Origin of the sequence: Natrinema sp. H-ect4 (assembly GCF_041894845.1) — an archaeon.
In the GTDB taxonomy this organism is placed as follows: Archaea; Halobacteriota; Halobacteria; order Halobacteriales; family Natrialbaceae; genus Natrinema.
The window spans coordinates 60809-84047 of record NZ_JBHDYC010000007.1 but is presented as its reverse complement, the minus strand read 5'-3'; the positions used below and the strand labels follow the sequence as shown (position 1 = coordinate 84047).

Genomic DNA, 23239 nt, shown 5'->3' with positions numbered 1-23239 from the left:
CGTAATCGCTCGAGGGCGGCGCTTATTACTCCACCGTCGAAACGAGAGTGACGATGCTCGAGGCAGTCAGGGACCGTGCGCGGCCGTACTTCGCGGACGCGCCGCCGGCCCACGACTGGCACCACGTCCGGCGGGTCGAGGCGCTCGCCGAAACGCTCGTTGAACGGCATCCGAAATCGGTCGACGAACGCGTGGTCCGACTCGCCGTCGTCCTCCACGACATCGGTCGAGTGCGGGAGGACTGCGGCGAGATCGACGATCACGCGGCGTGGGGCGCACGGGAAGCCGGAGCGATCCTGCGCGAACTCGGCGCGGAGGCAGGCGTAATCGAGCGCGTTCAGCACTGTATCCGCGCCCACCGGTACTCGAACGACATCGAACCCGAAACGCTCGAAGCGAAACTCGTCGCCGACGCGGACAACCTCGACGCGCTCGGCGCGGTCGGCATCGCCCGTGTGTTCGCCTACGGCGCCGAAATCGGGGACCCGATCCACGATCCCGCCCGGCCGGTTGAGGAGGACGACACCGAGGCCGGCGCGACCCAGTACAACCACTTCCACAAGAAGATTCTCGATCTGCCCGCACGGATGTACACCGACGTTGGCCGGGACCTCGCCGTCGACCGCGCGGCGTTCGTTCGGGCGTTCCTCGAGCGCTTCGACGGCGAGGTGGCGGGCGACGCGTGACGAGTACGGAATCCGAGCGCCGGTTCGATGCGTGGGAGTGCCCGACGATAGCACAGAACCCGTTGAAACCGGACCGGAGCGGCCGTTTCGCCCCCGGAACCCTTTTACAACTCACTGGCCTATCCGTATCCAACGATGGGACTGGGCTCCGATATGTACCGACAGCAGATCCTCGACCACTACAAGAACCCCCGCAACTACGGGAAACTCGAGGATCCGACGTTCACCCACGTCGGCGAGAACCCGATGTGCGGCGACGAGATCCGGATGGACGTCACGCTCGAGGACGACGACGAGACGATCAAGCGGGTCGCCTTCTCCGGCGACGGCTGTGCGATCAGTCAGGCTTCCGCCAGCATGCTCTCGGGCGAACTCGCCGGCAAGAGCCTCGAGGAACTACACGAGATGGATCGCGACGACGTGATCGACATGCTCGGCGTCGACATCTCCCCGATGCGGGTCAAGTGCGCAGTGCTGGCCGAGAAGGTCGCACAGGACGGCGCGGAGATCTATCAGGGCGAACTCGACGTCGACAAGACGACGACCGAGGAGTAACGCGGGTTTCGGTCGGGAGACGTTTTTTCTGTCGCGTAGTGGGCAGGGACGCGCCGATCCGAGACGGTTAGGGCAGTTTCCCGTTCCGGTTTCCGTTTCGGCTCCGCCACTCCGAACGACCGCGGGAGTCGGGGCGGCGGTGACGGCCGTCAGAGCGATCGATCGATGTCAGCGCGGGATTTCATCTCGAGGACGTTGTACGGCGCGCCGATATCGGCACCGACGGATCGAAACGAGGGAAGCGGGTCGTGGGCGTCCGTCTCCCCGTCGTTGTCGTGGAGGTGAACGAGGTGGATCCGGTCGCCGAACCGATCGACGAACCGCTCGTACGCGATGCCGCTGGCCTTCGCGTGGCCGACGTCGAGGGTGACCCGGAGCGCGTCCGGGCCGACGTCGACGGCCTCGAGAACGGACGCCAGCCGGTCGGGAGTCGCAGTGAAGCGTCGGATATCGGGCTTCGTTCGCTGATTTTCCAGACAGAGCGGGACGTCCACCGTTTCGGCGTGGCGAGCGCACGCCCGAATCGTCTCGACCGCCTGTGATCGGACGTGATCGCGGACGCGGTCCGGATACCGCAGCCGTGCGCTACCGCCGTGCGTGACGACGCCGACGGCGTCGATGGCGGCGGCGAAGTCGAGCGCGTCGACCGTCGCCTCCACGACCGCAGACCGGAGCCGTTCGTTGACGTTGCCGGGTGCGGCGTCGAGATGGGGCGCGTGAACCGAGTACGTCACGCCGTACTCGTCGGCGACCTCCCGGAGCGTCGCCGGGGTGGGTCCGTCCTCGCGCACGTCCAGATAGCCGGCGCGGAGTTCGATGTGATCCAGACCGCGATCGGTCAGAAACTCGACGAACGATTCGACGGGCGCGTCGAACCGAACGTCCATCGCGGCACCGAACCGGGGCGTCGGCTCAGCCATCGGCCTCCGTCCGCCCGCGAAGAGCGATCGGCGTCTCGGATCGTCCGTCGCCGTCGACGAGTCGGTCCATCGTCTCGAGGGAGGAGCGATCGAAACGTAAGCGCGACTATGAGTGATATATATCGTACATACTCGTTCCCCGAACTATTGGGCGGACCCGTCGCCACAGTCAGGAACGTATCACTATTATAATCGTTCAAATGCGAACGCGAACGCCACTCAATCGCATATGAGTACATCGACAGCGAGGGGGAGCCGATTCGAGATCGGGAAACACGACATGATGGTGTTCATACTCGTGATGTCGCTCACGGGGCTACAGAACGCCGTCACGGAGATCCTACCGGAGTTCTCGCTCGGGCCGCTCGAGTTAGGGGTCGGCGAGTTCGTCTTCATTCCGATCGTGCTGGTGCTCCTGTTTCGCACCTACTGGGCGGCGCTGGCCGTTCCGGTCGGCGAGATCGTGTTCGGCGAAATCCTGCTTGGCGAGTTCGACGGACTAGGGGCGATGGAGGGGCTCCTGTTGATCCCGGTCTGTTACTACTTCGCCGCGAAACTCCTGCAGGATCCGGAAAACACCCGCCAGTTGGCGATCGTCGTCTTCCTTGCGGAGGCCTTAGAGGAGTTCTTCGCGACGTTCATCGACATCGGGAAGGTGTACGTCGGCGTCGAGGAACTGGAAGCGGTTCCCGGCCTCCCGGAGAGCATTATCGTGCTCGAGGGGGTCGACTTCGTCACGCAAATGGTGATCACGGGTATCGTCTTCGGCGTCATCCCGGCGCTGTACCTGTACCCGAAACTCCACGGGAACGTCGAGCCGCTGCTGGGCATGGAGCCGTTCGAGGGCGAGCGCGGCGCGCCGATGCGTAGCGGGTTCTCGATCACCGCGCTGGTGGCGGTGGTCGTCGCCTTCCCGCTGGCGTTCGCAGCCGAAGCCGGAAGCGAGGTCGGCGGGGCGGTCAACGTAATCTGGGAACCCGAGTTCCTCGAGACGTACGGTCAGACCTTCATCGCGGTACCCATCGTCGCCTCAGCGATCGTCGCAGCGTTCGTCTGGTATCGAGCGACCCGGTCCGTGGGAGACCGATGACGGCGACGAACGACGCCGGAATCGTCGTCGACGACCTCTCGTTTCGCTACCCGGGGACCGACGACGACGTGTTGTCGGGTGCCGACCTCGAGATCGAATCCGGGGAGTTCGTCGCCGTCGTCGGCGGGAACGGCTCCGGAAAGACGACGCTGTGCAAGTCTTTCAACGGGATCGTCCCGCACTTCTACGAAGGGGAGTTCGGCGGAGCGGTCACGGTCGCCGAGCTCGACGTGGCGGGGAGTTCGGTGTCGGAGCTGTCCCGACACGTCGGCTACGTGTTCCAGGAGTTCGACAATCAGCTGGTCAGTCCGACGGTGTTCGAGGAGGTGGCGTTCGCACCCCTGAACTACGGCCACGAGGATTACCGCGAACGAGTCCACCGGACGCTCGATACCCTCGATCTCGACGGGCTCGGGGACCGGTTCGTCTGGGAGCTGTCGGGCGGCCAGAAACACCTCGTGGCGCTGGCCGCGTCGCTCTCGCTGGATCCGGAGATCCTCGTCGTCGACGAGCCGGCCGCACAGCTCGATCCGGCCACCGCCCGCGAGACCTACGATCACCTCGCCCGGCTCAACGAGGACCGCGGGAAGACGGTCGTCGCGATCGAACACCAGACGGAGTTTATCGCCGAGTACTGCGATCAGGTGATCCTCGTCGAAGACGGCACCGTCAGCTGGAAGCTGCCGGTCGAGGGGGCGTTGAACAGGCTCGAGGACCTGCGGGCGCAGGACGTCCACCCGCCGCAGGTGACCCGGATCGCCGAACGCGTCTTCGACGGCGGCGAGCGGTTTCCGGTGACGCTGGACGACGGCGTGGCCCGATTCGAGCGACGGGTCTCCGAGACGACGGTTCGGATCGACGGTGCCGTCGCGGGCGCGACGACGGCCGATAGCCGCGCCGATCCCGTCGTCTCGTTCGACGGCGTCTCCCACGCCTACCAGACGCTTCGAAGCGGGACCCGGGAGGTCCTCGACGAGCTCTCGCTCGAGCTGTATCCAGACGAACGGGTCGCCCTCGTCGGGAGCAACGGCGCGGGAAAGTCGACGCTCCTCCGGATGATCACCGGCCTCGAGACGCCCGACGCCGGGTCCGTGACCGTCGACGGCGTCGACACCGGCTCGGTGCTTCCGGAACGCCTCGCGGACGACGTCGTCTACGTCCACCAGAACCCCGAGGAGATGTTCATCGGCGACTCGGTGCGGGCGGACGTCGCCCACTATCTCGAGGACAGGGAGTACGCAAACGTGACCGAGCGCGTCGACGACGTGATCGACTTCCTCGATCTCGGCGCGTTGGAGGACCGTGACGGCCGCCTCCTCAGCGTCGGCCAGCAGCGGCGCGCCTCGCTGGCGATCGGACTGGCGACGGAGCCCTCGATCGTCCTGCTCGACGAGCCGACCGGCAGCCTCGACCTCGCGAGTCGCGAGGAGGTCGGTCGGACGATCGAGCGGGCCGGGGACCGCGTCGAAACGGTCGTCATCGCGACCCACGACCTCGAGCTCGCGGCGGCGTGGGCGACCCGCGTGGTCGTCCTCGACGGCGGCGACGTCATCGCGGACGGCCCGCCCGCAGCCGTCTTCGCGGATCTCGCGGTTCTCGAGCGGGCGAACCTCCGACCGCCGCAGGTCGTCCGCCTGGGCGAGGAACTCGGGCTCGAGCCCGTCCCGTTGACCGTCGAGGCGTTCGCCGAGCGCCTCGGTGACGCCGCGCCGGCGCCGATCGAGGAGGGGTCGCAGTGACCGCCCTGGACGGACTCCGGGACGCCGCGTCGATCGACGCGATCAAGACCGATCTGCTCCGGACGGCCTACGAGAACGAGGGGTCGTTCCTCCACCGCCTCGACCCGCGGGTCTTGCTCCTGTGGTACTTCGTCTTCCTGTTCGTTCCCTGGCTGTTCTACGATACCGGCGTGTTACTGGGGCTTCTCGCGTTCGTCTCGATACTCGCGGTCCTCTCGCGCGTGAGCCTCTTTCTCGTCGGGCTGATGGCGTTCAGCGTGGCCTCGACGCTCGCGTCGTACGCCGTCGTGACCGCGGTTACCGGCGATCCGGTCGCCGCGGTCCGGGCGTTGATCCCCTTCACGCTGAAGCTGACCATCATCTCGGTCTCGAGCCTGGCCGTCTTCTCGAGCATGGGCCCGAAGACGCTCGCACACGGGCTGCGCAGTCTCGGAATCCCGCGGCAGTTCACCTTTCTCATCACCTACGGCTACCGAATGCTGCCGGTGCTGTTCGAGGAGTACCACGACCTCGTAAACTCGTATCGGCTGCGGAGTGCGCCGCCGGAGTCGCCCGGATGGCTCCGCTGGCGACACTACGCCTACCTGTTGAAGCTCTCGATGCGAGCGTTCTACCCGATGATCTTCAACGTCGCCAAACGCAGTCGGGTCACCGTCGAGGCCATGGAGACGCGGGGGTTCTCACACTCGCTCCACGACGAAGCGAGCAAGGAACTCCAGCTGGCGAACCTCCGGATCCGGCCGCTCGACGTGGTCTTTTTCGGCGGGTCGGTGACCGTCGTGGCCGCGCTCGCGTTGGTGTTGTAGGCCGCCGACCGATTTCAGTTTGCCGGGCGGTCGGTACGACCGACCGATACGAAAACGGACCACCTGAGTCACGCAGTGGCGGCGACGCTCGGATATAGAGCGGTATGTACCGGATGGATCGGCTGTATACCACTCTTAGTTACCCTATTCTCCCCGGAAGCGGAGGCGTTCGTATGAGCACAGCGATGGACGAGACGCTCGAATCGAAACTGCTCGAGACGATCATCCCCTCGCGGGCGCGGATCCCCGACGATCCGGCTCCGGGAAACTACGTCGTCATCGACGTCGCCCAGTTTTCGACCACCGTGCCCGAACTGTTCGCCAACGGCGCGGAGTACGTCTATATCACCGAAGAGCGGGGTAACGAACCCGAGTTCAAGAGCGATCATCCGCGGGCGAAGATCGGCGGCGGCTCCGGGCCGAACTACGAGGGAGAGGAAGGGTACGACTTCTTCAACTCGCCGAGTTTCGTTCAGGACGTCGACGTAGCCGGTCGGCCGACGGCGATGACGTCGACCAACGGCGGGAACGCCGTGACCGATCTCCGGCGGGCGGGCGGCGACGACGTCGAGATCTACGTCGGCGGCCTGACCAACGGCAAGGCCGTCGCGGACCACCTCCGCGAGAGCGACCGCGAGACGTTCCTCGTCGCCGCCGGCTCGAGGGGGAAACCGTCGCCGGAGGACACCGTCGGCGCGCTGTTCATCGCCCATCACCTGCACGGGAGACCGCTCACCGACGAGCGGCGCGCGGCCTACCGCGAGGTCGTGCAGTTCGGGAAGGGGCCGAAGTACGAGGACAAACCCCGGATCAAGCGGACGGACCTCTACGAGTACACCCTCGCGTTCGACAGTCGAAACGCCGTCCCGAAACTCGAGGGACAGCGACTCGTCGACGTCACGACCGCCGGCGGCGACCGCGATGACTGACCAGCGGCGCGGGCGTCGGGGAAGGAGCGGCGACGGCGTCGAGCACGCGGCGCGCGTTCTCGCGTCGCGGACTCACTCGCACTCGTCGCTGGCGGGCGACGACCCGGGAGCGAAGCGCGGCGACTACAGTCGCCACTGAACGCCACTGCATACCCGAACGCACGATAGTAGCGCGAGTCGCAGGATTAGGCGAGCGAGAACCGCGAGCGGTGCGATCGGTGTGTGAATCGGTTCAGTTGAGACGACAGCCGATCGGTACCCGCTCTCGGATCACCGCTCCGGCCCGACCTCGGAGAGCGGATTCGGCACGGTGCCGTGTTCGACCGCGTGGGGTCGCTCGGGGCGGTCGCCGTAGCCGATGTCGAGTATCCGGTTGCGGTTCAGCGTCAGCTTCGGGACCGTCGGCTCGAGCAGGTCGAACAGCTCGAATCGCTCCTCGAGGTCGGGGAAGCGCGCCTGATAATCCTCGATCGCAGTCCGGACCTGTCCCCAGAAGCGGTCCTCCGCGTAGTCGTGGTGGCGGACCAGCAGGTCCGCGAGGTAGCGGTAGACGCCGACGAACAGGCCGTAGACGACGAACAGTCGCAGCTCTTCGGGCGGCACGGACAGCAACACGTCATCGAGGTCGTCGGGCAGTCCCTGCAGCTCCTCGAGCGGCGCCTCGGCCACGTTGACGTCGTCGACGAAGTCCTTGATGGCGAGCCGGGACGGCCGGTCGTCCTCGAGGACGAGGATCGTGTTCTCCCCGTGGGGCGAGAACGCGGTTCCGTACCGGTAGAGGTAGTGCAGCAGCGGCGGGAGCATCGTGGCGAACAGTTCGTCGAGCCACTCGGAGAGCTCGAGGTCGGAACGCTCGACCAGCTTCGAGATCACTGGCTCGCCGTCTTCGACGTGTAACAGTGCGGAGAGGGTCATCGCCCGCTCGCCGTCGTCGATGAGGTCCGTGACGCTCTCGCGCCAGACGCAGCCCAGCAGTTCGTTGTACTGGTAGGCCGGGCCCTCGAGCGCGTCGAACGTCGGGTGATCGAAGTTCACGCCCGCGATTTCGCCCGGCAGGACGACCTCGCAGTCGTCGCGCAGGAACGGGTCCGAGTCGCGAACGTCCTTCACGTACTCCGTGACGAGCGGGGCGGCCTCGGTGCGCTCGCCGGGGAGACCGCGCCAGACGAGCGTGTTGGTGATCATCATCGGGAGCTTCACGTTGTGTTTGCCCGGCTCGTCGGCGTTGACGAACGTCCGGACCGACTGCATGGGCAGGTACTCGTCCGGTCCCGCCCCCAGCGGCACGATGTCGTCCGTCGCGAGCTGTTTGCCGAACATGGGGACGATCGCGTTCTCCCACTGCCAGTCGTGAACCGGCACGAAGAGATAGTCGTCGGGGTCGAGCCCGCGCTCCTCGAGTTCCGCGCGGAACTCCTCGGCGTGACTCCCGAGTTCCGACTCGAGCAGCGCCTCGTGCTCGAGGCCCTCGACGCTGACGAACTCGGCCGCCTCCCGGGAGACGGCACACCACGAGAGTCGAATCGGCTCGGCGCGCTCGGGCGCGTAGTCCCGGTAGTCGTCGTACCCCCAGCCGACCCGGCCCTTGTTGAAGGTGAGCCACGGGTGGCCGGTCATCTCGCCCTCGATTTCGGCGTAGGACATGTCGAGCACGGACTGCTCGGCGTCGGCCGAATCGATGTGGGCGTCCGCGAGCAGCGTGTTGGTGTACTCGCGGACGAGGTGACTGGCCGTGATGGAGTCCATCTCGATCGTCGGCTCGAGGTCGACGACGAACTGGAGCGGGTCGTCGGCGGGCTCGAAGCCCTCGCCCGCGTCGCGTTCGATCGAGTCGACGCGAACGCTGACGGAGTCCCAGAACCGCTCGACGGCGTCGAAGCGGTAGCGAGTCCCCTCGAGATCGATCTCGTAGGTGGTCCACTCGCCGCCCGGCGCGTCACCGGATCGATCGTCGTCGACCGGTTCGGGTTCGATGATGTCCTCGTAGGTGAACTCCCGCAGGATCTTTGCGAGCAACTCCCGCCCCGCGTCGTTCCAGCGGTCTTCTGTCAGCACGTCGTCTAGCGTGTCGATTCCGTCGAGTCCGTACTCCGTCTCCGTCGTGTGTCGTGCGTTTTGCATGGATTACTCCGTGGTGAGTGACGGCGATTGCGCGGTGCCGGTCCGAACCGGCGCGTGGTCGGCGAACGATTCGACGTCGAAATTCTGGAAGACGGTGTCCCGATCGACGGGGTACACCTCGCGGCCGACGAGCCGATCGATGATCACCGCGTTCCGGTAACAGCCCAGCCCGAGATCCGGCGCGCCGACGCCGTGGGTGTGCACCTCGGCGTTCTGGACGAACACGCGGCCGTCGTCGTCCGGACTCCCGAACGCTCCCTCGAGCCGATAGTCCTCGCTCACGCGGAAGCGGCCCCGATCGTCGAACGAGATCCGGTCGGCGATCGGCTCGAGGAACGTCGGGGTCGGCCGCTGGTACCCCGTCCCGAAGATCACGGCGTCCGTCTCGAGCGCGAACGCCGTCTCCTGCTGGCGCTGCTCACACTCGAGCCAGTAGCTGCCGTCGAGGCGCTCGATATCGGCGACTTCGGTCGTCGCGAGCATGCCGAAGTCGGGCTCGCGGTCGCCGATGGAACGCTCGTAGAGGGCGTCGTAGATCCGCTCGCTGGTCTCGGGGTCGATCCCCTTGTACAGGAGGTCCTGGTCGGCCAGCAGGTCGTCCTTGCGCGACTGCGGCAGGTCGTAGAAGTACCGCGTGTACTCGGGCGTGAAGTGCTGGAGGCCGAGCTTCGAGTACTCCATCGGGAAGAAGCCGTCCGACCGGGTGAGCCAGTCGAGTCGGTAGTCGTGGACGGACTGGCGCTCGAGCAGGTCTAACACGACCTCGGCGGCGCTCTGCCCGGATCCGACGACGGTGATCGCGTCGGCCGCGAGGGCGTCGTCGCGGCGCTCGAGGTAGTCGGCGGTGTGGAACAGCGGCTCGTCCCCACCGGCGTGGTCGCGGGCGAACTCCGGCAGTGCGGGCCGGGAGCCGACGCCCATGACGAGGTCGTCGGCGCGGTAGCGATAACGCTGCCCCGTCTCGGGGTTGATAGCCTCGACGACGAACGTCCCCGGGTCCACCGTGCCATCGGAATCGTTACTCGCGGGCTCGTACTCGACGCTCGTCACCTCCCGCCCGAACCGCGTCGTCGGAACGGTCTCGGCGACCCAGCGCAGGTACTCGTCGTACTCGCGGCGGGGAAGCTGGAACGTCTCGTAGAAGTAGAACTCGTAGATGCGGTCGCGCTCGCGGACGTAGTTGAGGAAGCTGTAGGGGTTGGTGGGGTCGGCCATCGTCACCAGATCCGCGAGGAACGGTACCTCGAGCGTGACCCCCTCGATCAGCATCCCCTCGTGCCAGGCGAACTCGGGCTCGCGCTCGAGGAAGACCGCATCGAGCTCGAGGTCGGGGTCGGCCCCGTCGAGTAGCGCCGCGAGCCCGAGGTTGAACGGGCCGAGGCCGACGCCGAGCACGTCGTAGTGACCGCGATCGATGACGGGATCGGATTCGTCACCGCCGTCGACGATGGTATCCGCGTCGTCGCTGTTGCCGTCGACGGTACTGGGCTCGTCGCCCTCAGTCATCGTCGCTCACCTGCGGCGATCGCGTCCGCTTCGTCCGCGGTCGCGGTCGGCGGCCAGACCTCGCGTTCGAACCGCTCGCGCGTGCAGACGACGAAGCTCGCCGTCTTTTCTTCCTCTTCGAACTCGAACTCGCGGCGGAACTCGAAGCCGCACCGTCCGGCGAGTCCGAGGACCGCTTCGTTGCGGGCGTCGGGCTCACCGACGACGCGATCGGTCTCGGGGTGGCTGAACTGGAAGGCCAGCATCGCCCGGAGCAAGGGGGCCGCGTACCCCTCGCCGACGTACTCGATCGGACCGAGCAGGAGGTGGATCCCTTGGTCGGCCGGTTTGGCGTCGTAGTACGCCGCCAGATCGTCTTCGGCGGCCCAGTAGCGCTCCCAGTAGCTCATCGGCACGTGATCCAGACAGCCGACGTACAGCGTCTGGTGGTCGTCCGCGAGTTTCTCGCGAAGCGTCTCGCGGAACGCCGGCAGCGGTTCGTCGAGATCCCAGTAGGGTTTGACGTGGGCCGAACCGAACCACGCGTGCAGGCGGCCGAGGTCGCGCTCGAGCGAGACCGGCCGGAAGCCGATGTGGCGGTCGATCGTCTCGTCGTAGTACTCGAAATCGTAGTCCGAGACGACCGTTGCGTGCGGTCCGCGATCGGGGGCGCGGGCCGTCATCGGTTCACCTCCGCTCCGGTCGACTGCGCCGGGCCGGTGGGCCCGGTCGCATCCAAGGCGTCGACGAGCGGGTTCCGCACGTCGGCGTAGACCGACTGCTCGTCGAGCGAGGGGGCCTCGAGTTCGTCCAGCCCGCGGAAGCGAGTCAGCAGGTTCGCCTTGCAGGGGACGGTCGCCGATTCGAGCAGCGGGTCCAGGATCGACGTGCCGGGACGGTCGAACTCCCGGAGCGACTCGAGTTCGTCGCGGAGGACGGTGAGCAGTCGCTCCTCGTCGATCAGCCCCGCGGTTCCGAAGGCGTTGATCACGCCGAGGGCGTTGTTGAGCACGACGTAGTAGCGGATCCGCTCGTCGGCGACCGCGTCCGGACAGATCGAGTTTGCCCGCTCGCCGATGCCCGGATACACGGCCTCGAGCCGGTCGTACGCGTTCTCGGGGAAGTAGTAGCCCTGGTTGTCCCGGTAGCGGAACTCGTCGGGGTAGCCCGCCTCGTCCAGCGCGAGCACGCTGTTTTGCTGGTGGGCCTCGAGCCCGATCCCGCGCTCGAGGTAGAGCCACAGGAGCGGCCGGACCGAGATCGCGAGATAGCGGCGGAACCACTCCTCGCTGACGGCGGCGGGGTCGCGGCCCTCGCGCTCGGCGATCGAGCCGACGATGCGACCCAGGCGGGAGGTCCCGTCGCCGATCGCGTCCTGACAGAGCGCTACGACGGGCGTCGTCCGCCGGGCGTCCTCGCCCCGAAACGGGTTCTCCCGGAGGACGACCTCGAAGCCGGATTCGTCGCCCTCGACGCCCAGCGCGTCCGGATCGACCGTCAGGTAGGCCGGATCCTGAATCACGTCGAACCCGGGGAACCGCTCGCGCAGGTCGTCGCCGAGTTCGGTCGCCAACAGGTCCGAAATCGCGACCCCGCGCTCGAGTTCGGGTCGCTTGTTCGTCCGCAACGAGTTGGTGATCTCGACGGCGAGCGATCCCTTGACCATGAACGGCGACTCGGGCGCGTACAGCGTCCGCACGGACGTCGTCGGGTGGAACTCGCGGCCCAGCGAGCCGAGCGACTCGAGTTTGCCCGCCGAGATAAGGTCCTGCACCTCGGGGCGCTCGAGCAGCCGATCGGCCTGCCACGGGTGAACCGGCAGGAGAACGTCATCGTCGTCGTTCGCGAAGTGGCCCTCGAGGGCCGACTGATCGACGATCGGATCGTCGCGTAGTGCCTCGCGAACCCACTCCGCGGCGGAGCCAGCGCGAGCGGACTCGCTCTCGACGATGTCGGGATCGGCACGAACGTAGTGTAGCTGGAACGAGCCCTCGAGTTCGGGCGCGTAGCGCTCGGCGTCGCGTTCCATCCCCCGGCGGCTCTTCGGCGTTGGATGTCGGAGGTGGCCGAAGACGAGCGATTGTTCGGCCTCGCGGAAGGTGAACTTCGCACCGTACAACGACTCTTCGTCGTCCGCGCGGGCGTCGACGTACCGCTCGATGTTCCGGCAGGAGCGGACGATCCGCTCGACCAGATCGTCGCGATTCCCGTCCGCGCCGCGCTCGATCTCGAGTTCCTTCGTGACGAGCGTCGCGAGCGTGGTGTAATCCAGTTCGACCGGATCGCCGTCGCTCCCGGCCCGAAAGTAGGCTGGCAGGTCGAACAGGTGGCGGCCGGTCGGGGAGCGGTAGTCCACGGAAGCGAACAGGTCGATCCCCTGATTCGGAAGCGAGCAGGATAACACGAGTCCGGTTGTCGGAGCGCAGTCGCCGGGGACGGGCGCGTCCGCGGCCGCGACGAACTCGCCGGCACCGGTCTCGTGACAGTAGCAGTTCAGGAAGCTGTGCACCGTCGCGTCGCGTGCGACCCGCGTCGGATCGACGCGACGCTCGTCGGTCGTCGCCGTCGGCGTCGTGGGTTGTGGAGTCATGCGGAATCACCAGGCTCGCGTTCGAGGGCCTCACCGCGGTCGATAACCGCCTCGAGGGCCTCTCGGAGGTCCGAGAGCGTCGTTCGGGGATTCAAAAGGGTGACCTTCAGCGCGGCAGTGCCGTCGACTTCCGTCCGAGCGAGGACGACCTCGCCGTCGGCCAGCAACTCGTCGCGGATCGCGCGATTGACGCGATCGACGGCGGTCGATGCGTCGGAATCGGCCCGCTCGGACGGTCGGCTCGATCGCTCGAGGCGATCCGGCCGATACCGGAAGACGACCGCGCTCAGTTCGGGCTCGCAGCACAGTTCCAGCGCCGATTCGGCCCGGATCTCGGCGGCGACCGCGTCGGCCAGCTCGCAGACGTACTCGACGCAGTCGGCCACGCCGGTCCGGCCCAGCGCGTTGAACGTCACGAACGGCTTCAGCGCGTCGAACCGGCGGGTCGTTCGCGTCGACTTCGAGACGAGGTTCGGGACACCCGCCGCGTCGTCCCGTTCGGGGTTGAGATAGGACGCGTTGCGCTCGAGGAACCGATAGCGGTCGCCGTCGCGTAACAGGAAGGCCCCGCAGCCGATCGGCTGGTAGAACAGCTTGTGGAAGTCGACGGCGATCGAGTCGGCGCGATCGATCCCCGCGAGTTTCGGCCGGAGGCGGTCGCTGATCGCACACGCCCCGCCGTAGGCGGCGTCGACGTGGAACCACAGGTCGCGCTCGGCGGCGCGATCCGCCAGCGCCTCGAGCGGGTCGATGCTCCCGAAGTCCGTCGTGCCGGCGGTGCCGACGATCGCGAACGGGTGGCGGCCCTCGGCCTCGAGGCGCTCGAGGGTCGAATCCAGCGCCTCGAGGTCGATCCGGCGGTCGCCGTCGGTCGAAACGGAGACGACCGCGTCCTCGCCGAGACCGAGGTGGTGAGCGGCCTGCTCGGCCGTGAAATGGGCGGCGTCCGAACAGAGCAGGCGGAGATCGGACGCCGCCGACGGAAGCCCCGCGGTCTGGACGGTCCGGTCGAATCGCGTCTCGCAGTACCAGTCGCGAGCCAGCAGCAGGCCGAGGACGTTCGACTCCGTGCCACCGCCCGTGAAGACGCCGTCCGCGCCGGCCGGATAGTCGAACAGGTCACAGCAGGCATCGACCACGCGCTCCTCGAGGACGGACGCCGCGGGGGCCTGGTCGAACGAGTCCATCGACTGGTTCGTCCCCGACACCAGGAGTTCGGCGGCCAACGCCGGGATCGCCGGCGGACAGTGGAGGTGGGCGACACAGCCCGGATCGTGAACGCGAGCCGAATCGGCGAGCACCTCGTCGCCGACCGTCTCGAGGATCGCCTCGAGCGATTCGCCCTCGTCGGGGAAGACGGCCAGCTCGTCTATCCGCTCGCGGAGCGTCTCGTGATCGGTTCCCGCGTAGGGACCCTCCGCCGTCGCGAACGACTCGAGGAGCTGTTCGCGCGCCCGGTCGATCGCGTCCACGTACGCGGCGTTTCCGTCCGGATCGCCGAGGAAGGCGCTCGAGGCATCCGGCGGCGTCGGCTCCTCGGGCGGCGTCGGCCCGTCGGTTTCCGAACGGTACTGACCCGCCAATTCGTTGCCAGTCATGCCGGTGCCTCCGCCCGCGTTCGATCGTCCGCAACGACCGACCGAACGCTCTCGTGAACGATTTCGCCGATGTCGTCGATCCGCGACGCCGAAATCGTCAGCGGCGGGAGGAACCGGACGACGCTCCCGTGGCGGCCGCCGGTCTCGACGACGAGCCCGCGGTCGAACGCCGCCGACTGGACGGCCGAGGCGAGGTCGCCGTCCGCGGGGGAGTGGCCGAGCGAGTCGGACTCGCCCTCGGGATCGACGAGTTCCATCCCGAGCAGCAGGCCGCGTCCGCGGACGTCGCCGACCGCATCAAACGTCGCGGCCGTTTCCTCGAGCTGGCTCCGCAGCCGATCGCCCATCGCCGCCGCGCGATCCGCGAGGTCGTGCTCGAGGACGTGTTCGATCGTCGCGGTCCCGGCGGCCATCGCCAGCTGGTTCCCGCGGAACGTGCCGGCGTGCGCGCCGGGCTCCCAGACGTCCAGCGACTCGTCGTAGACGACGACCGACAGGGGGAGGCCGCCGCCGACGGCCTTCGAGAGCGTCAGCACGTCCGGGACGATATCGGCGTGCTCGAACGCGTACAGTTCGCCGGTGCGGCCGAGCCCGGTCTGTATCTCGTCGACGATCAGCGGAATGTCGCGCTCTCGGGTGACGCGGCGCATCTCGCGGAGCCACTCACCAGGTGCCGGCACCGCGCCGCCCTCGCCCTGTACCGGCTCGAGGATCATCCCCGCGGGGTCGACGATCCCGTTTGCGGGATCGGAGAGGGTGCGTTCGACGTACTCGGCGCTCGTCCGCCAGCAGTCCTCGCCGCCGAGTCCGAACGGGCAGCGGTAGGCGTGGGGGTAGGGCAGATGGTGGACGTCGGACGCGACCCCGGCGACCGATTCCCTCGGCGCCGTGTCGCCCATCAGCTCGAGGGCTCCCCGGGTCATCCCGTGGTAGGCCCCCTGAAACGCCAGCATTGATCGGTTGCCCGTCGCCGTCTTGGCGAGTTTCAGCGCGGCCTCGACGGCGTCCGTGCCGGCGGGGCTGCAGAATTGTACCTTCGCGGTCTCGGCGAACTCGTCGGGGAGGCTCTCGAGCAAGCGATCGACGAACCGTTCCTTGACCGGGGTCGTCAGATCCAACGTGTGAATCGGCCGGTCGCGCTCGAGCAGTTCTTCCATCCGCTTGACGACGGCCGGGTGATTGTGCCCGAGCGCGAGCGTTCCCGCCCCCGCCAGACAGTCCACGTACTCGTTGCCGTCGACGTCCTCCAAGATCGCCCCCTGAGCGCGTTCGATCGCGAGCGGCAACGAGCGGGGATAGGTTCGCGCATTCGACTCGCGGTGCGCCTGCTGTGCGAGGAGGCGCTCGGCCGACGACCCGCCGTCGATCACGACCGCACACCTCTCTCCAGCGACCGGTCATCGAGCGACACCAGTGGTAATTGTTCCTTCAGCATACGGATTTTAGGCCAACCTAAACCTTGAAAAGCGTACCGGTTTTTAGGCCAACCTAAAGTTTATACCCGGAAAGCTGAGAGGAACGAATTCAGCGTACAGCGCGGCTGTGCGATGAACTCAGTCGCATAATCGGGAGACGCATCGATCAGTGGTCGATCGCGAGGCAACAGACTGGCGCCGTTCGGTCGTTCGGGGTTACAGGCGACAATACACAGAGGACCGACGGCAGAAGGGGAGCAATCGAACTGTTCGCGGCGGCACTGACGGGGCGCGAGAATGGGGTTTATTTAAGAAATCGATAGCATGAGAGACGGCCTCACAGCGTACGGGACGGTCACGCGGTGTGAATTCGTCTCTGAACGAGGCAATTCGCGTTCGGACGAACGACGATTTTAATCCACGAAAACAAAAGCTGAAGCCGGTACCGGATGCTCGCGTTCTACTCGGGCTTCAGGCCGCCGTCCTGAACGCGCATGACAGCCTCGCCGTCGGCGAGGTTCGGCGCGTCGACCAGTCGGACGATCCGCTTGTCGCCCTTGGACTTGCGGAGGTAGATCCGGAAGGTAGACTTGTGGCCGAGGATGTTGCCACCGATGGGCTGGGTCGGGTCGCCGAAGAACGAGTCGGGATTCGACGCAACCTGGTTCGTGACGATGACGGCGCAGTTGTAGAGGTTGCCGACCTTGTCGATGTCGTGAAGGTGCTTGTTGAGCTTCTGCTGGCGGTTCGCGAGTTCACCGCGGCCGACGTACTCCGCGCGGAAGTGAGCGGTCAGCGAGTCGATACAGAGCAGCCGGACGGGGTACTCCGAATCCTCGTGTTCGCTGGCGAGTTCCTTTGCCTTCTCGGCGAGCAGCATCTGGTGGTTGGAGTTGAACGCCTTCGCGACGTGGATCTTCTCGAGGACGTCCTCGATGAGTTCGTCGACCGCCGCCTCGTCGTCGGCCGTTCCCTCGATCTCGCGGTCCTCGAGCGTCGCGTTGATGGCTTCGTCCGGTAGTCCGCGGACCATGTCGTCGATCCGCTCGGGACGGAACGTGTCCTCGCTGTCTACGAAGATCGCACAGCCGTGGAGGCCGCCGACCTCCTTCGGAAGCTGGACGTTGACGGCCATCTGGTGTGTGACCTGGGACTTGCCGGCACCGAACTCGCCGTAGACTTCGGTGATCGACTGAGTCTCGATCCCGCCGCCGAGCAGGTCGTCGACCTCGTCGTTGTGCCAGCTCAGTTTACCGATCTCGTTTCGTCGCTCGAGCACCGTCGAGCCGGTTTCGAAGCCGCCGATGTCGGCGGCGTCGCGGGCTGCACTGACGATGTCCGCGGCGGTGGACTCACCGACGTCGGCCGAGTTCGATAGCTCCGACGGCGCGGCGACGGCAAGACTCTGATAGGAGTCGAACCCTGAATCATGAAGTTTGTCCGCGGTTGCCGGTCCAACGCCGGGAAGTTCCTCGAGATCTGCTTCGGGCATACTCCCTCGTTGTGCCGGACCCATCATAAACCCTCGTTAACAGGAGAGTGGAAGTGAAAGTGAGGGAGGGCGACGAGGTGGTTCGACACGAAAGCGACGGGTTTAGAAGAAAAGGCGCGCGCCGGCGGAGCCGAACGACGAACTGCGACCGCGGTTCAAAACCCGGGTTCGTCTGCGTCCCACTCGAGGCTGTAGAGTTGCCCGTCGTCACAGCCGACGTACAACCGGCCGGGAGCGACCGCAGGCGTCCCGGTCACGGCGTCGTCGAGCGCGACATGCCAGCGGGGCTCGGAGTCGTCGACGTTGATCCCGTAGAGGGAGCCGCTGGCGTCGCCGACGCAGAGGATGTCCCCGACGACGACGGGGCACGAACGGATGGGGCCGTCGAGTTCGACTCCCTTCCGCGAGAACAGCCAGCCGCGCAGTTTGCGCCGGCCGACGGTCGTGTCGGTGACGTGGACGTAGCCGTCCGCGGCCCCGACGAATGTCGTCTCCGCGTCCGTGAGCACGGTCGGGGAAGTGGTGAACCCGTCTCGGATCTCGTACGTGAACCACGACTGCCCGGTCGCGGCGTCCAGCGCGAGCATCGTCCCGGCATCGTCGGCGACGTACACCCGACTCTCGGCGACCGTCGGTCCGGCCGCGACCGCTCCACCGATCGGCGCCGTCCAGACTTCGTCGCCCGTTTCGACTGCGAGCGCGAGCACCGTCCCGTCCGCAGTCCCGGTGAACACCCGCTCGTCCGTCCACCGCTGCTCCGGCTCTCGCATCCGTTCGTCCTCGAGTAGGGCCGGATCATCCGGCTCCGAGAGCGGGTTCCGCGGCGATCGACGCCGATCCACGTCCCGCCCGTCGGCGATCGCCGGACGGCCGACCACCGCCGAGTCGGTTTCGTGGGTCCACAGCTCTGTCCCAGTCTCGGCTGCGAGTGCGGACAGCCCGGCCGCGTGACCGGCGTAGAGCCGGCCGTCGGAGAGCGCGAGCGCGGTCTCGAGCGGGCCCGGTAACTCGGACCGCCACTCTTCCTCGCCAGTGGCAGGATCGAGCGCGGAGATGGTCCCGTCGGCCGTTCCCACGAAGAGTCGATCGCGGGTGACGACCGGTGTCGCGTCGGTCGCTGCCGCCGTCTCGAACACCCAGCGACGGCGACCCGTCGCCCGCTCGAGCGCATAGTAGTTCTCGCCGGTCGTTCCGACGTAGACGGTGTCGCGATCGAGCACCGGCGAGCCCGGCGACCCGGTGAGATCGGCCGTCCACGCCTCCGCGGGGTAAGACGGCCCCTCGAGATCGCGCCGGAGCCCCGAGTTGTGCGGATCCCCCTTGTACTGGTTCCAGTCGGTCACTGCATGCGGATACCGACCGAACCGCTATAACAGTGGGTGGATGCACTGGCGTTGTCCGGGAGGACGCGAGATCAGTAGAGCCCAAGGACTTACCGTGACGAGCATCTGCGAACGAAGTGAGCAGTTCACCGCCGAAGCGGGCGAAGCCCGCGAAGGCGGCCTTTTTAGCGTAGATTTTTGCAAGTGGTTCGAGTGAGCGAAGCGAACGAGGTCGTTCAAAACGGCTCCGCCGTTTTGTGATGCGAGAAATCTCCGACTTCTCGGTAACCCGCAGCAAAAAACCCGAAGCAAAAAGGGACGTATACAACTGGATTGGACGGCCGTTTTACAGCCCGTTCAAATAACGAAACTAACGGAGTATTCCAGTACCGAGCCGACGGCTCGTCGGTGAGAGAGGGGAGCGACAGGAAGAGAAAGCAACTGGTGTATGGCGCAGTTGTGATGATGTGGCTTCCTGTCGCGTACCTCTGTCTACCCGGGGAACTGCAATACCGGTGACTCCTACACAGTTTGGAAGTCCGTCGAACGGAGCGACGAAAACCAAATCACGAAGCGACAGTAAAACGGACGACACCGCCAGTGAACGGCCGGTACAGGTCGTTATGGGTCCGCTCCGCTCATTCCCAGGGATGCGTTCCGCCTTCGCTGGGCCAGAGCGGATACCAGTACTCCTTCTCGCGCTCGATCTCGAGTTCCCCGTCTAACGCCGACTCGAGGGTAAACTCCGCGCTCGAGTCGCGCTCTCGACCGTCGCGCGGGACGAAGGGATAGAAGCGCCCGCGACGGAAGGAGTAGATCCAGTAGGCGGTCCCGTCGCGGTCTTCGTACGCAAACACCGCCGCCAACAGCCGCGAACCGTAGCCGTGCTCGATGAACGTGTCCGCGGCGAAGTGCATGCTCGTGATCAGATCCTCAGGATCATCGTCCGCGAAGACGACCCAGTGGTAGCCGTGGTCGTCCGCCGTAACCGAGAACTCGGTGCCCGTTTCCTCCTGCCCGGCCTCGAGGATCGCTTCGACCTCGTCGACGGCGTCCCGGAAGTCGCTCGAGTCGACGCCGGAGAAACAGAGCGCGCCGACGTCCAGCGACTCGTAGCCCAGATCGGCCTGCATCGTGAGGTAGGCGGTGCTCATTCCGAAGAGGTCGTCGGGGTCGGCGTCGCGTCCGGCGTCGGCCTCGGCGCGCGAGCCGAGGATGGCGCGGAGTCCGTCCAGTAGTCCCATAGGTCACCGTTCGAAGGCAAACGGATAGAAAGCATCGTTCGACGGGTCCGTGCGAATCGAGTGGCGGTGCGACTGCGGAGAGGCGAACCGGCCGCCGTCACCCGCAATCGCTCCGATCGGCGAACGCGGTACCGCCCCCGCCACCGATCCGCGAGCGCACCGTCCGCTCGACCTTCCAGGCCAGCGCGGATAGGACCGCCGCGGGACCGAGCAAAAACAATCCCATTCCGCTGATCTCGGCCATGTAGAAGGCGTGGCTGTAGAGGACGTACGGAACGACGAGGGCGAACGGAACCAGGGGTGTAAGCGCTCCGCTACGAAGTACTGCCAGCAGGGGGACGGCGGCGGCCGCGGTCGCGAGGAGACCGACGAACAGCGCCGCCGCCGGTCCGCCGAAGAGAAAGCCGAGTATCGCCGCCGGCAGGCCGACGAGCCCCATCGCCGAACCGACCGCGATACGACGCCCGGACTCGGGTCGCGGAAGCGGCGGCAGGTTCCGGAGGCGCCCGGCCCACAGCCGGTACCCGCGGCGGATCGCGAACTCGAGGACGCCGGCAAATACCACGAGGCCGACCGTGATACCGGTGAATACCGACATCACGTACATCTCGAGCAGGTTCGGATCACCTGCTCCCTGCAGGTCGGCGACGGCGACGATCGAAAACAGGACGAGTAGTCCGCCCGCGGGCGCGAGCAATCGGGTGTGGGCGCTCAGCAGCGCCGGGACTGCGCCGTGAACGAACGCGAGTAGTACGAAGACGCCGAGCCAGGGAGTCGCTTCGACCGCCGTGTACGCGAGAGACTCGAACAACACCAGCAGTGCGGCGGCGTGGCACACACCGCCGAGGAGAGCCACCGCGAGCGAGTAGCGGTTCGGGCGGGTCATACGGCTTGAACACCACCGCAGTCGACCGCTGGAAATCCGCTGCCGCTCGGTCTCGGGACGACAATCGAGTCCCGTCCCGGCCCGCACGGTGGGCCGGTGTGTCGATGACTCCCGACGATGCTCGACCGGGCGGTGCGCAGCAGCGGAGTCCTATCGGAGGGCATATCGTTCGTCTGCAAACGAATTCACCTAGATCATCAGATGATCCACCCATTAGTATAATTCTTTCCATCATCGGAAATTTCGATCACTCCGTGGGGGCGATCGAACCCGGCTCACCGAGGCGGTCGGTCCGAACCGGTCGAGGGTTGAGGAGGAAGCGACGCAGCCTATTTCAGTGTCGCCCGCCGGATCCCGTGTCGGGTCTGGACTAGCACTTCACCTGCGCGTCAGCACCCGACGTCCGGATCGTTTAAGCGATCGTCCGAGGAATAGAAATCAAGAACGATCGCTTTGCCGTTGTGATTATCGTCGCTACCGTCGTTCCCGTAGTTCGCGCGCCCCGAATCGACTCGGTCGGCGACATACATCGGATACTCACTCGTGAACAGCTCACGCATCGCGTCCTTTCCGTTCTCGTAGGAGATGACGTCGTGGGCCATCTTCGTCGGATCCCAGGCGCCGTCTTCGTGAGCCTGTATCGACACGACGCCATCCTCGAGTTCCCAGCACCGAACGTGCATCCGCCCGAGCGGTCCGTAGCCGTCGATCACGTTCGTGTATCCGCAGTACTCCCCATGGGGCTCGTTATCGGGACCGGACCAGATCTCTCGATCCTTATCGTAGACGTATCGCTGGCTCTCCTGGAGGGTATTTCCGCCGATCCCCCAGACCTCCTCGAGATCGTTCCAGCCGTTGCTTTCGAACGTGTCCTCGATGTCGGTAATATCCAGCCCCTTGGTGACAACGTTGATTGGCGCCTTCCGCACGTATTCGACAGATTTCAGCGGATTGTACCTGTGCGCCTTCTTGAACGTCCATTCGGCCCGTCCGCACAGGTGGTTCCCACCGCCGCTGTGTGCCTGCGTACTGATTCCGTCGTCGGCGCCGTTGTCGCGACGGCCGTACAGCGCCGCTTCCCACTCCTCCGCCGAGGCGAGATACGTTTCCCAATCCGATTTGAGCGTTTCCGATCCTCGAGTCGGGGCGTCTTCGAGCCGGATCGCGTCCCGATCGAACGTGCGCTCGACGGTGAATTTCGGCGGCCGCATGTCGAACCGCGTCCGGAGATCCTTGCTCTTGTAGGTCATCTCGACCGTGACCGCCTCCGGTTTGTACTCGACCTTCGCTTTTTTCGTTCCGGTGATCTTGAAGTTCTCGACCGATTCTCTCGCTGAGGTGTCCGTTGAAGCCGAACTCGCAGTAACCGTCGGAAGGCAACCGAGGCCGACAACCGCACTAGTAGATTTCACGAATTTCCGCCTCGTATTATTGAATTTCATTCAGTCATGTAGATAAGATCTATTGTATTAAGTTTTGTTAATTGATCTAAGTATTATTATTTTCGGAACTAGCGTCGGCCGGCGATGTCAGCAGGCCGATCAGAGGGGCAACTCCGATCCGAACGCCCCGTAGACGTCCTCGACGGAGGCCAGCCCGGCCGCGACGAACCGAATCGATTCGACCGGCGGGCTCCGGTAATCAGCGCGAGTGCAACACGATCACCGGTCCCGCGCCGTCGGTTTCAGCGGGCCGTCGCTCGAAGAATCGCGCTCGAGTCGCGGTCAGTTCCGCGTTCGATCGTGCGGCGTCAGTCGATCCCCCACCGCGTCTCGTACGGATACCGCTCGGCGCGGTACAGGCCGACGTGGAGGACGACCGCGGTGAGAATCAGACCGAGGTTCACCGGGGTCGAATCGTACGCGACGATATTCACGATCACGTCGCCCCGGTACAGCGGCCAGAGCGGTGCGACCGCCGCGTCCGGTTTCGCGGAGAGCAGATCGACGAGGACGTGACTGATGCCGCCGGCCCAGAACGCGCCGGTCGTGAACACGAACGTCGTCGACGGCGTGATCGAGTCGCTGTGGATCAGTCGGGTCGCGTTCAGAAACGGCATCAGCACGCGCGCGGCGACGGCGCCGAAAACGGCGCCGACGACCAGCATAAACGGGATCGTGTGGGTGATTCCGTGATGCTGGAGCAACGGATGCGAGAAGTACTCCCGGAGGTAGATGTCGACGTCGGGGAGCACGGACGTCACCTGCGTCAACACGGTGAACGTGACCGCCGGACGACGACCCCACAGGAACCACGCGGGCACCGCGAACAGCAGCGCCGTCGCGGCGTGACCGATCGGTTCGACCATGTCCGCGGCATCCGTTCGCGGCCCCGTAAGTAATCACCCGGATACGACGGGGT

At 66.0% G+C, this 23239-nt stretch carries 20 protein-coding genes; 7 read left to right on the top strand and 13 right to left on the bottom strand.

The window, feature by feature from the left end:
- The first annotated feature begins 53 nt into the window (after positions 1-53).
- A complete protein-coding gene (locus tag ACEWFR_RS10740; protein WP_374061021.1) occupies positions 54-686 on the top strand; it encodes an HD domain-containing protein in 633 nt (210 codons plus the stop codon).
- A 135-nt stretch (positions 687-821) separates the two neighbouring features.
- The gene (gene sufU, locus ACEWFR_RS10735; RefSeq protein WP_374061020.1) at positions 822-1241 is read left to right on the top strand and encodes a Fe-S cluster assembly sulfur transfer protein SufU; all 420 of its coding nucleotides are present in this window, start codon (positions 822-824) and stop codon (positions 1239-1241) included.
- A 149-nt stretch (positions 1242-1390) separates the two neighbouring features.
- On the opposite strand, the gene ACEWFR_RS10730 is transcribed toward sufU, so the two are convergent.
- Complete coding sequence (locus ACEWFR_RS10730) at positions 1391-2161, bottom strand: sugar phosphate isomerase/epimerase family protein (RefSeq protein WP_374061019.1); 771 nt, start codon at positions 2159-2161, stop codon at positions 1391-1393.
- 229 nt (positions 2162-2390) lie between these two features.
- Here ACEWFR_RS10730 and ACEWFR_RS10725 point away from each other — a divergent pair, with 229 nt between their 5' ends.
- The 5 genes from ACEWFR_RS10725 (at position 2391) to ACEWFR_RS10705 (ending at position 6864) form a co-directional block, all read left to right on the top strand.
- Positions 2391-3251: a hypothetical protein gene (locus tag ACEWFR_RS10725; protein ID WP_374061018.1), complete on the top strand. Its 861-nt coding sequence runs from the start codon at positions 2391-2393 to the stop codon at positions 3249-3251.
- The gene (locus ACEWFR_RS10720; protein WP_374061017.1) at positions 3248-4990 is read left to right on the top strand and encodes an ABC transporter ATP-binding protein; all 1743 of its coding nucleotides are present in this window, start codon (positions 3248-3250) and stop codon (positions 4988-4990) included. The genes ACEWFR_RS10725 and ACEWFR_RS10720 overlap by 4 nt, the downstream gene beginning before the upstream one ends.
- Complete coding sequence (locus ACEWFR_RS10715; protein ID WP_374061016.1) at positions 4987-5796, top strand: energy-coupling factor transporter transmembrane protein EcfT; 810 nt, start codon at positions 4987-4989, stop codon at positions 5794-5796. The genes ACEWFR_RS10720 and ACEWFR_RS10715 overlap by 4 nt, the downstream gene beginning before the upstream one ends.
- Positions 5797-5969: 173 nt before the next feature.
- Entirely contained in the window at positions 5970-6725 is a 756-nt protein-coding gene (locus ACEWFR_RS10710; protein ID WP_374061015.1) for a 2-phosphosulfolactate phosphatase, read from the top strand.
- A complete protein-coding gene (locus ACEWFR_RS10705; protein ID WP_374061014.1) occupies positions 6718-6864 on the top strand; it encodes a hypothetical protein in 147 nt (48 codons plus the stop codon). Before ACEWFR_RS10710 ends, ACEWFR_RS10705 begins: the two co-directional genes overlap by 8 nt.
- A 131-nt stretch (positions 6865-6995) precedes the next feature.
- On the opposite strand, the gene ACEWFR_RS10700 is transcribed toward ACEWFR_RS10705, so the two are convergent.
- The 12 genes from ACEWFR_RS10700 to ACEWFR_RS10645 form a co-directional block, all read right to left on the bottom strand.
- Positions 6996-8846 carry an IucA/IucC family siderophore biosynthesis protein gene (locus ACEWFR_RS10700; RefSeq protein WP_374061013.1) on the bottom strand — a complete coding sequence of 617 codons (1851 nt, stop codon included), beginning with the start codon at positions 8844-8846 and terminating at the stop codon, positions 6996-6998.
- Between the two features lie 3 nt (positions 8847-8849).
- The gene (locus ACEWFR_RS10695) at positions 8850-10352 is read right to left on the bottom strand and encodes a lysine N(6)-hydroxylase/L-ornithine N(5)-oxygenase family protein (protein ID WP_374061012.1); all 1503 of its coding nucleotides are present in this window, start codon (positions 10350-10352) and stop codon (positions 8850-8852) included.
- A complete protein-coding gene (locus tag ACEWFR_RS10690; protein ID WP_374061011.1) occupies positions 10349-11014 on the bottom strand; it encodes a GNAT family N-acetyltransferase in 666 nt (221 codons plus the stop codon). The genes ACEWFR_RS10695 and ACEWFR_RS10690 overlap by 4 nt, the downstream gene beginning before the upstream one ends.
- The gene (locus tag ACEWFR_RS10685) at positions 11011-12921 is read right to left on the bottom strand and encodes an IucA/IucC family siderophore biosynthesis protein (protein ID WP_374061010.1); all 1911 of its coding nucleotides are present in this window, start codon (positions 12919-12921) and stop codon (positions 11011-11013) included. Before ACEWFR_RS10685 ends, ACEWFR_RS10690 begins: the two co-directional genes overlap by 4 nt.
- The gene (locus ACEWFR_RS10680) at positions 12918-14519 is read right to left on the bottom strand and encodes an aspartate aminotransferase family protein (RefSeq protein WP_374061009.1); all 1602 of its coding nucleotides are present in this window, start codon (positions 14517-14519) and stop codon (positions 12918-12920) included. The genes ACEWFR_RS10685 and ACEWFR_RS10680 overlap by 4 nt, the downstream gene beginning before the upstream one ends.
- On the bottom strand, positions 14516-15889 hold the full coding sequence (locus tag ACEWFR_RS10675; protein WP_374061008.1) for a diaminobutyrate--2-oxoglutarate transaminase: 1374 nt from the start codon (positions 15887-15889) through the stop codon (positions 14516-14518). Before ACEWFR_RS10675 ends, ACEWFR_RS10680 begins: the two co-directional genes overlap by 4 nt.
- Before the next feature lie 505 nt (positions 15890-16394).
- Positions 16395-17426 carry a DNA repair and recombination protein RadA gene (gene radA, locus ACEWFR_RS10670; protein ID WP_374061007.1) on the bottom strand — a complete coding sequence of 344 codons (1032 nt, stop codon included), beginning with the start codon at positions 17424-17426 and terminating at the stop codon, positions 16395-16397.
- A gap of 155 nt (positions 17427-17581) precedes the next feature.
- Positions 17582-18769, bottom strand: a complete 1188-nt coding sequence (locus tag ACEWFR_RS10665) for a PQQ-binding-like beta-propeller repeat protein (RefSeq protein WP_374061006.1) — start codon at positions 18767-18769, stop codon at positions 17582-17584.
- A 617-nt stretch (positions 18770-19386) separates the two neighbouring features.
- Complete coding sequence (locus ACEWFR_RS10660; protein ID WP_374061005.1) at positions 19387-19992, bottom strand: hypothetical protein; 606 nt, start codon at positions 19990-19992, stop codon at positions 19387-19389.
- A 97-nt stretch (positions 19993-20089) separates the two neighbouring features.
- Entirely contained in the window at positions 20090-20878 is a 789-nt protein-coding gene (locus ACEWFR_RS10655) for a hypothetical protein (protein ID WP_374061004.1), read from the bottom strand.
- 389 nt (positions 20879-21267) lie between these two features.
- Positions 21268-22290, bottom strand: coding sequence for a hypothetical protein (locus ACEWFR_RS10650; protein ID WP_374061003.1), 1023 nt, complete (start codon positions 22288-22290; stop codon positions 21268-21270).
- A gap of 338 nt (positions 22291-22628) precedes the next feature.
- Positions 22629-23186 (bottom strand): metal-dependent hydrolase, encoded by a 558-nt coding sequence (locus tag ACEWFR_RS10645; protein WP_374061002.1) that lies wholly within the window; start codon positions 23184-23186, stop codon positions 22629-22631.
- Between the last annotated feature and the right edge of the window lie 53 nt (positions 23187-23239).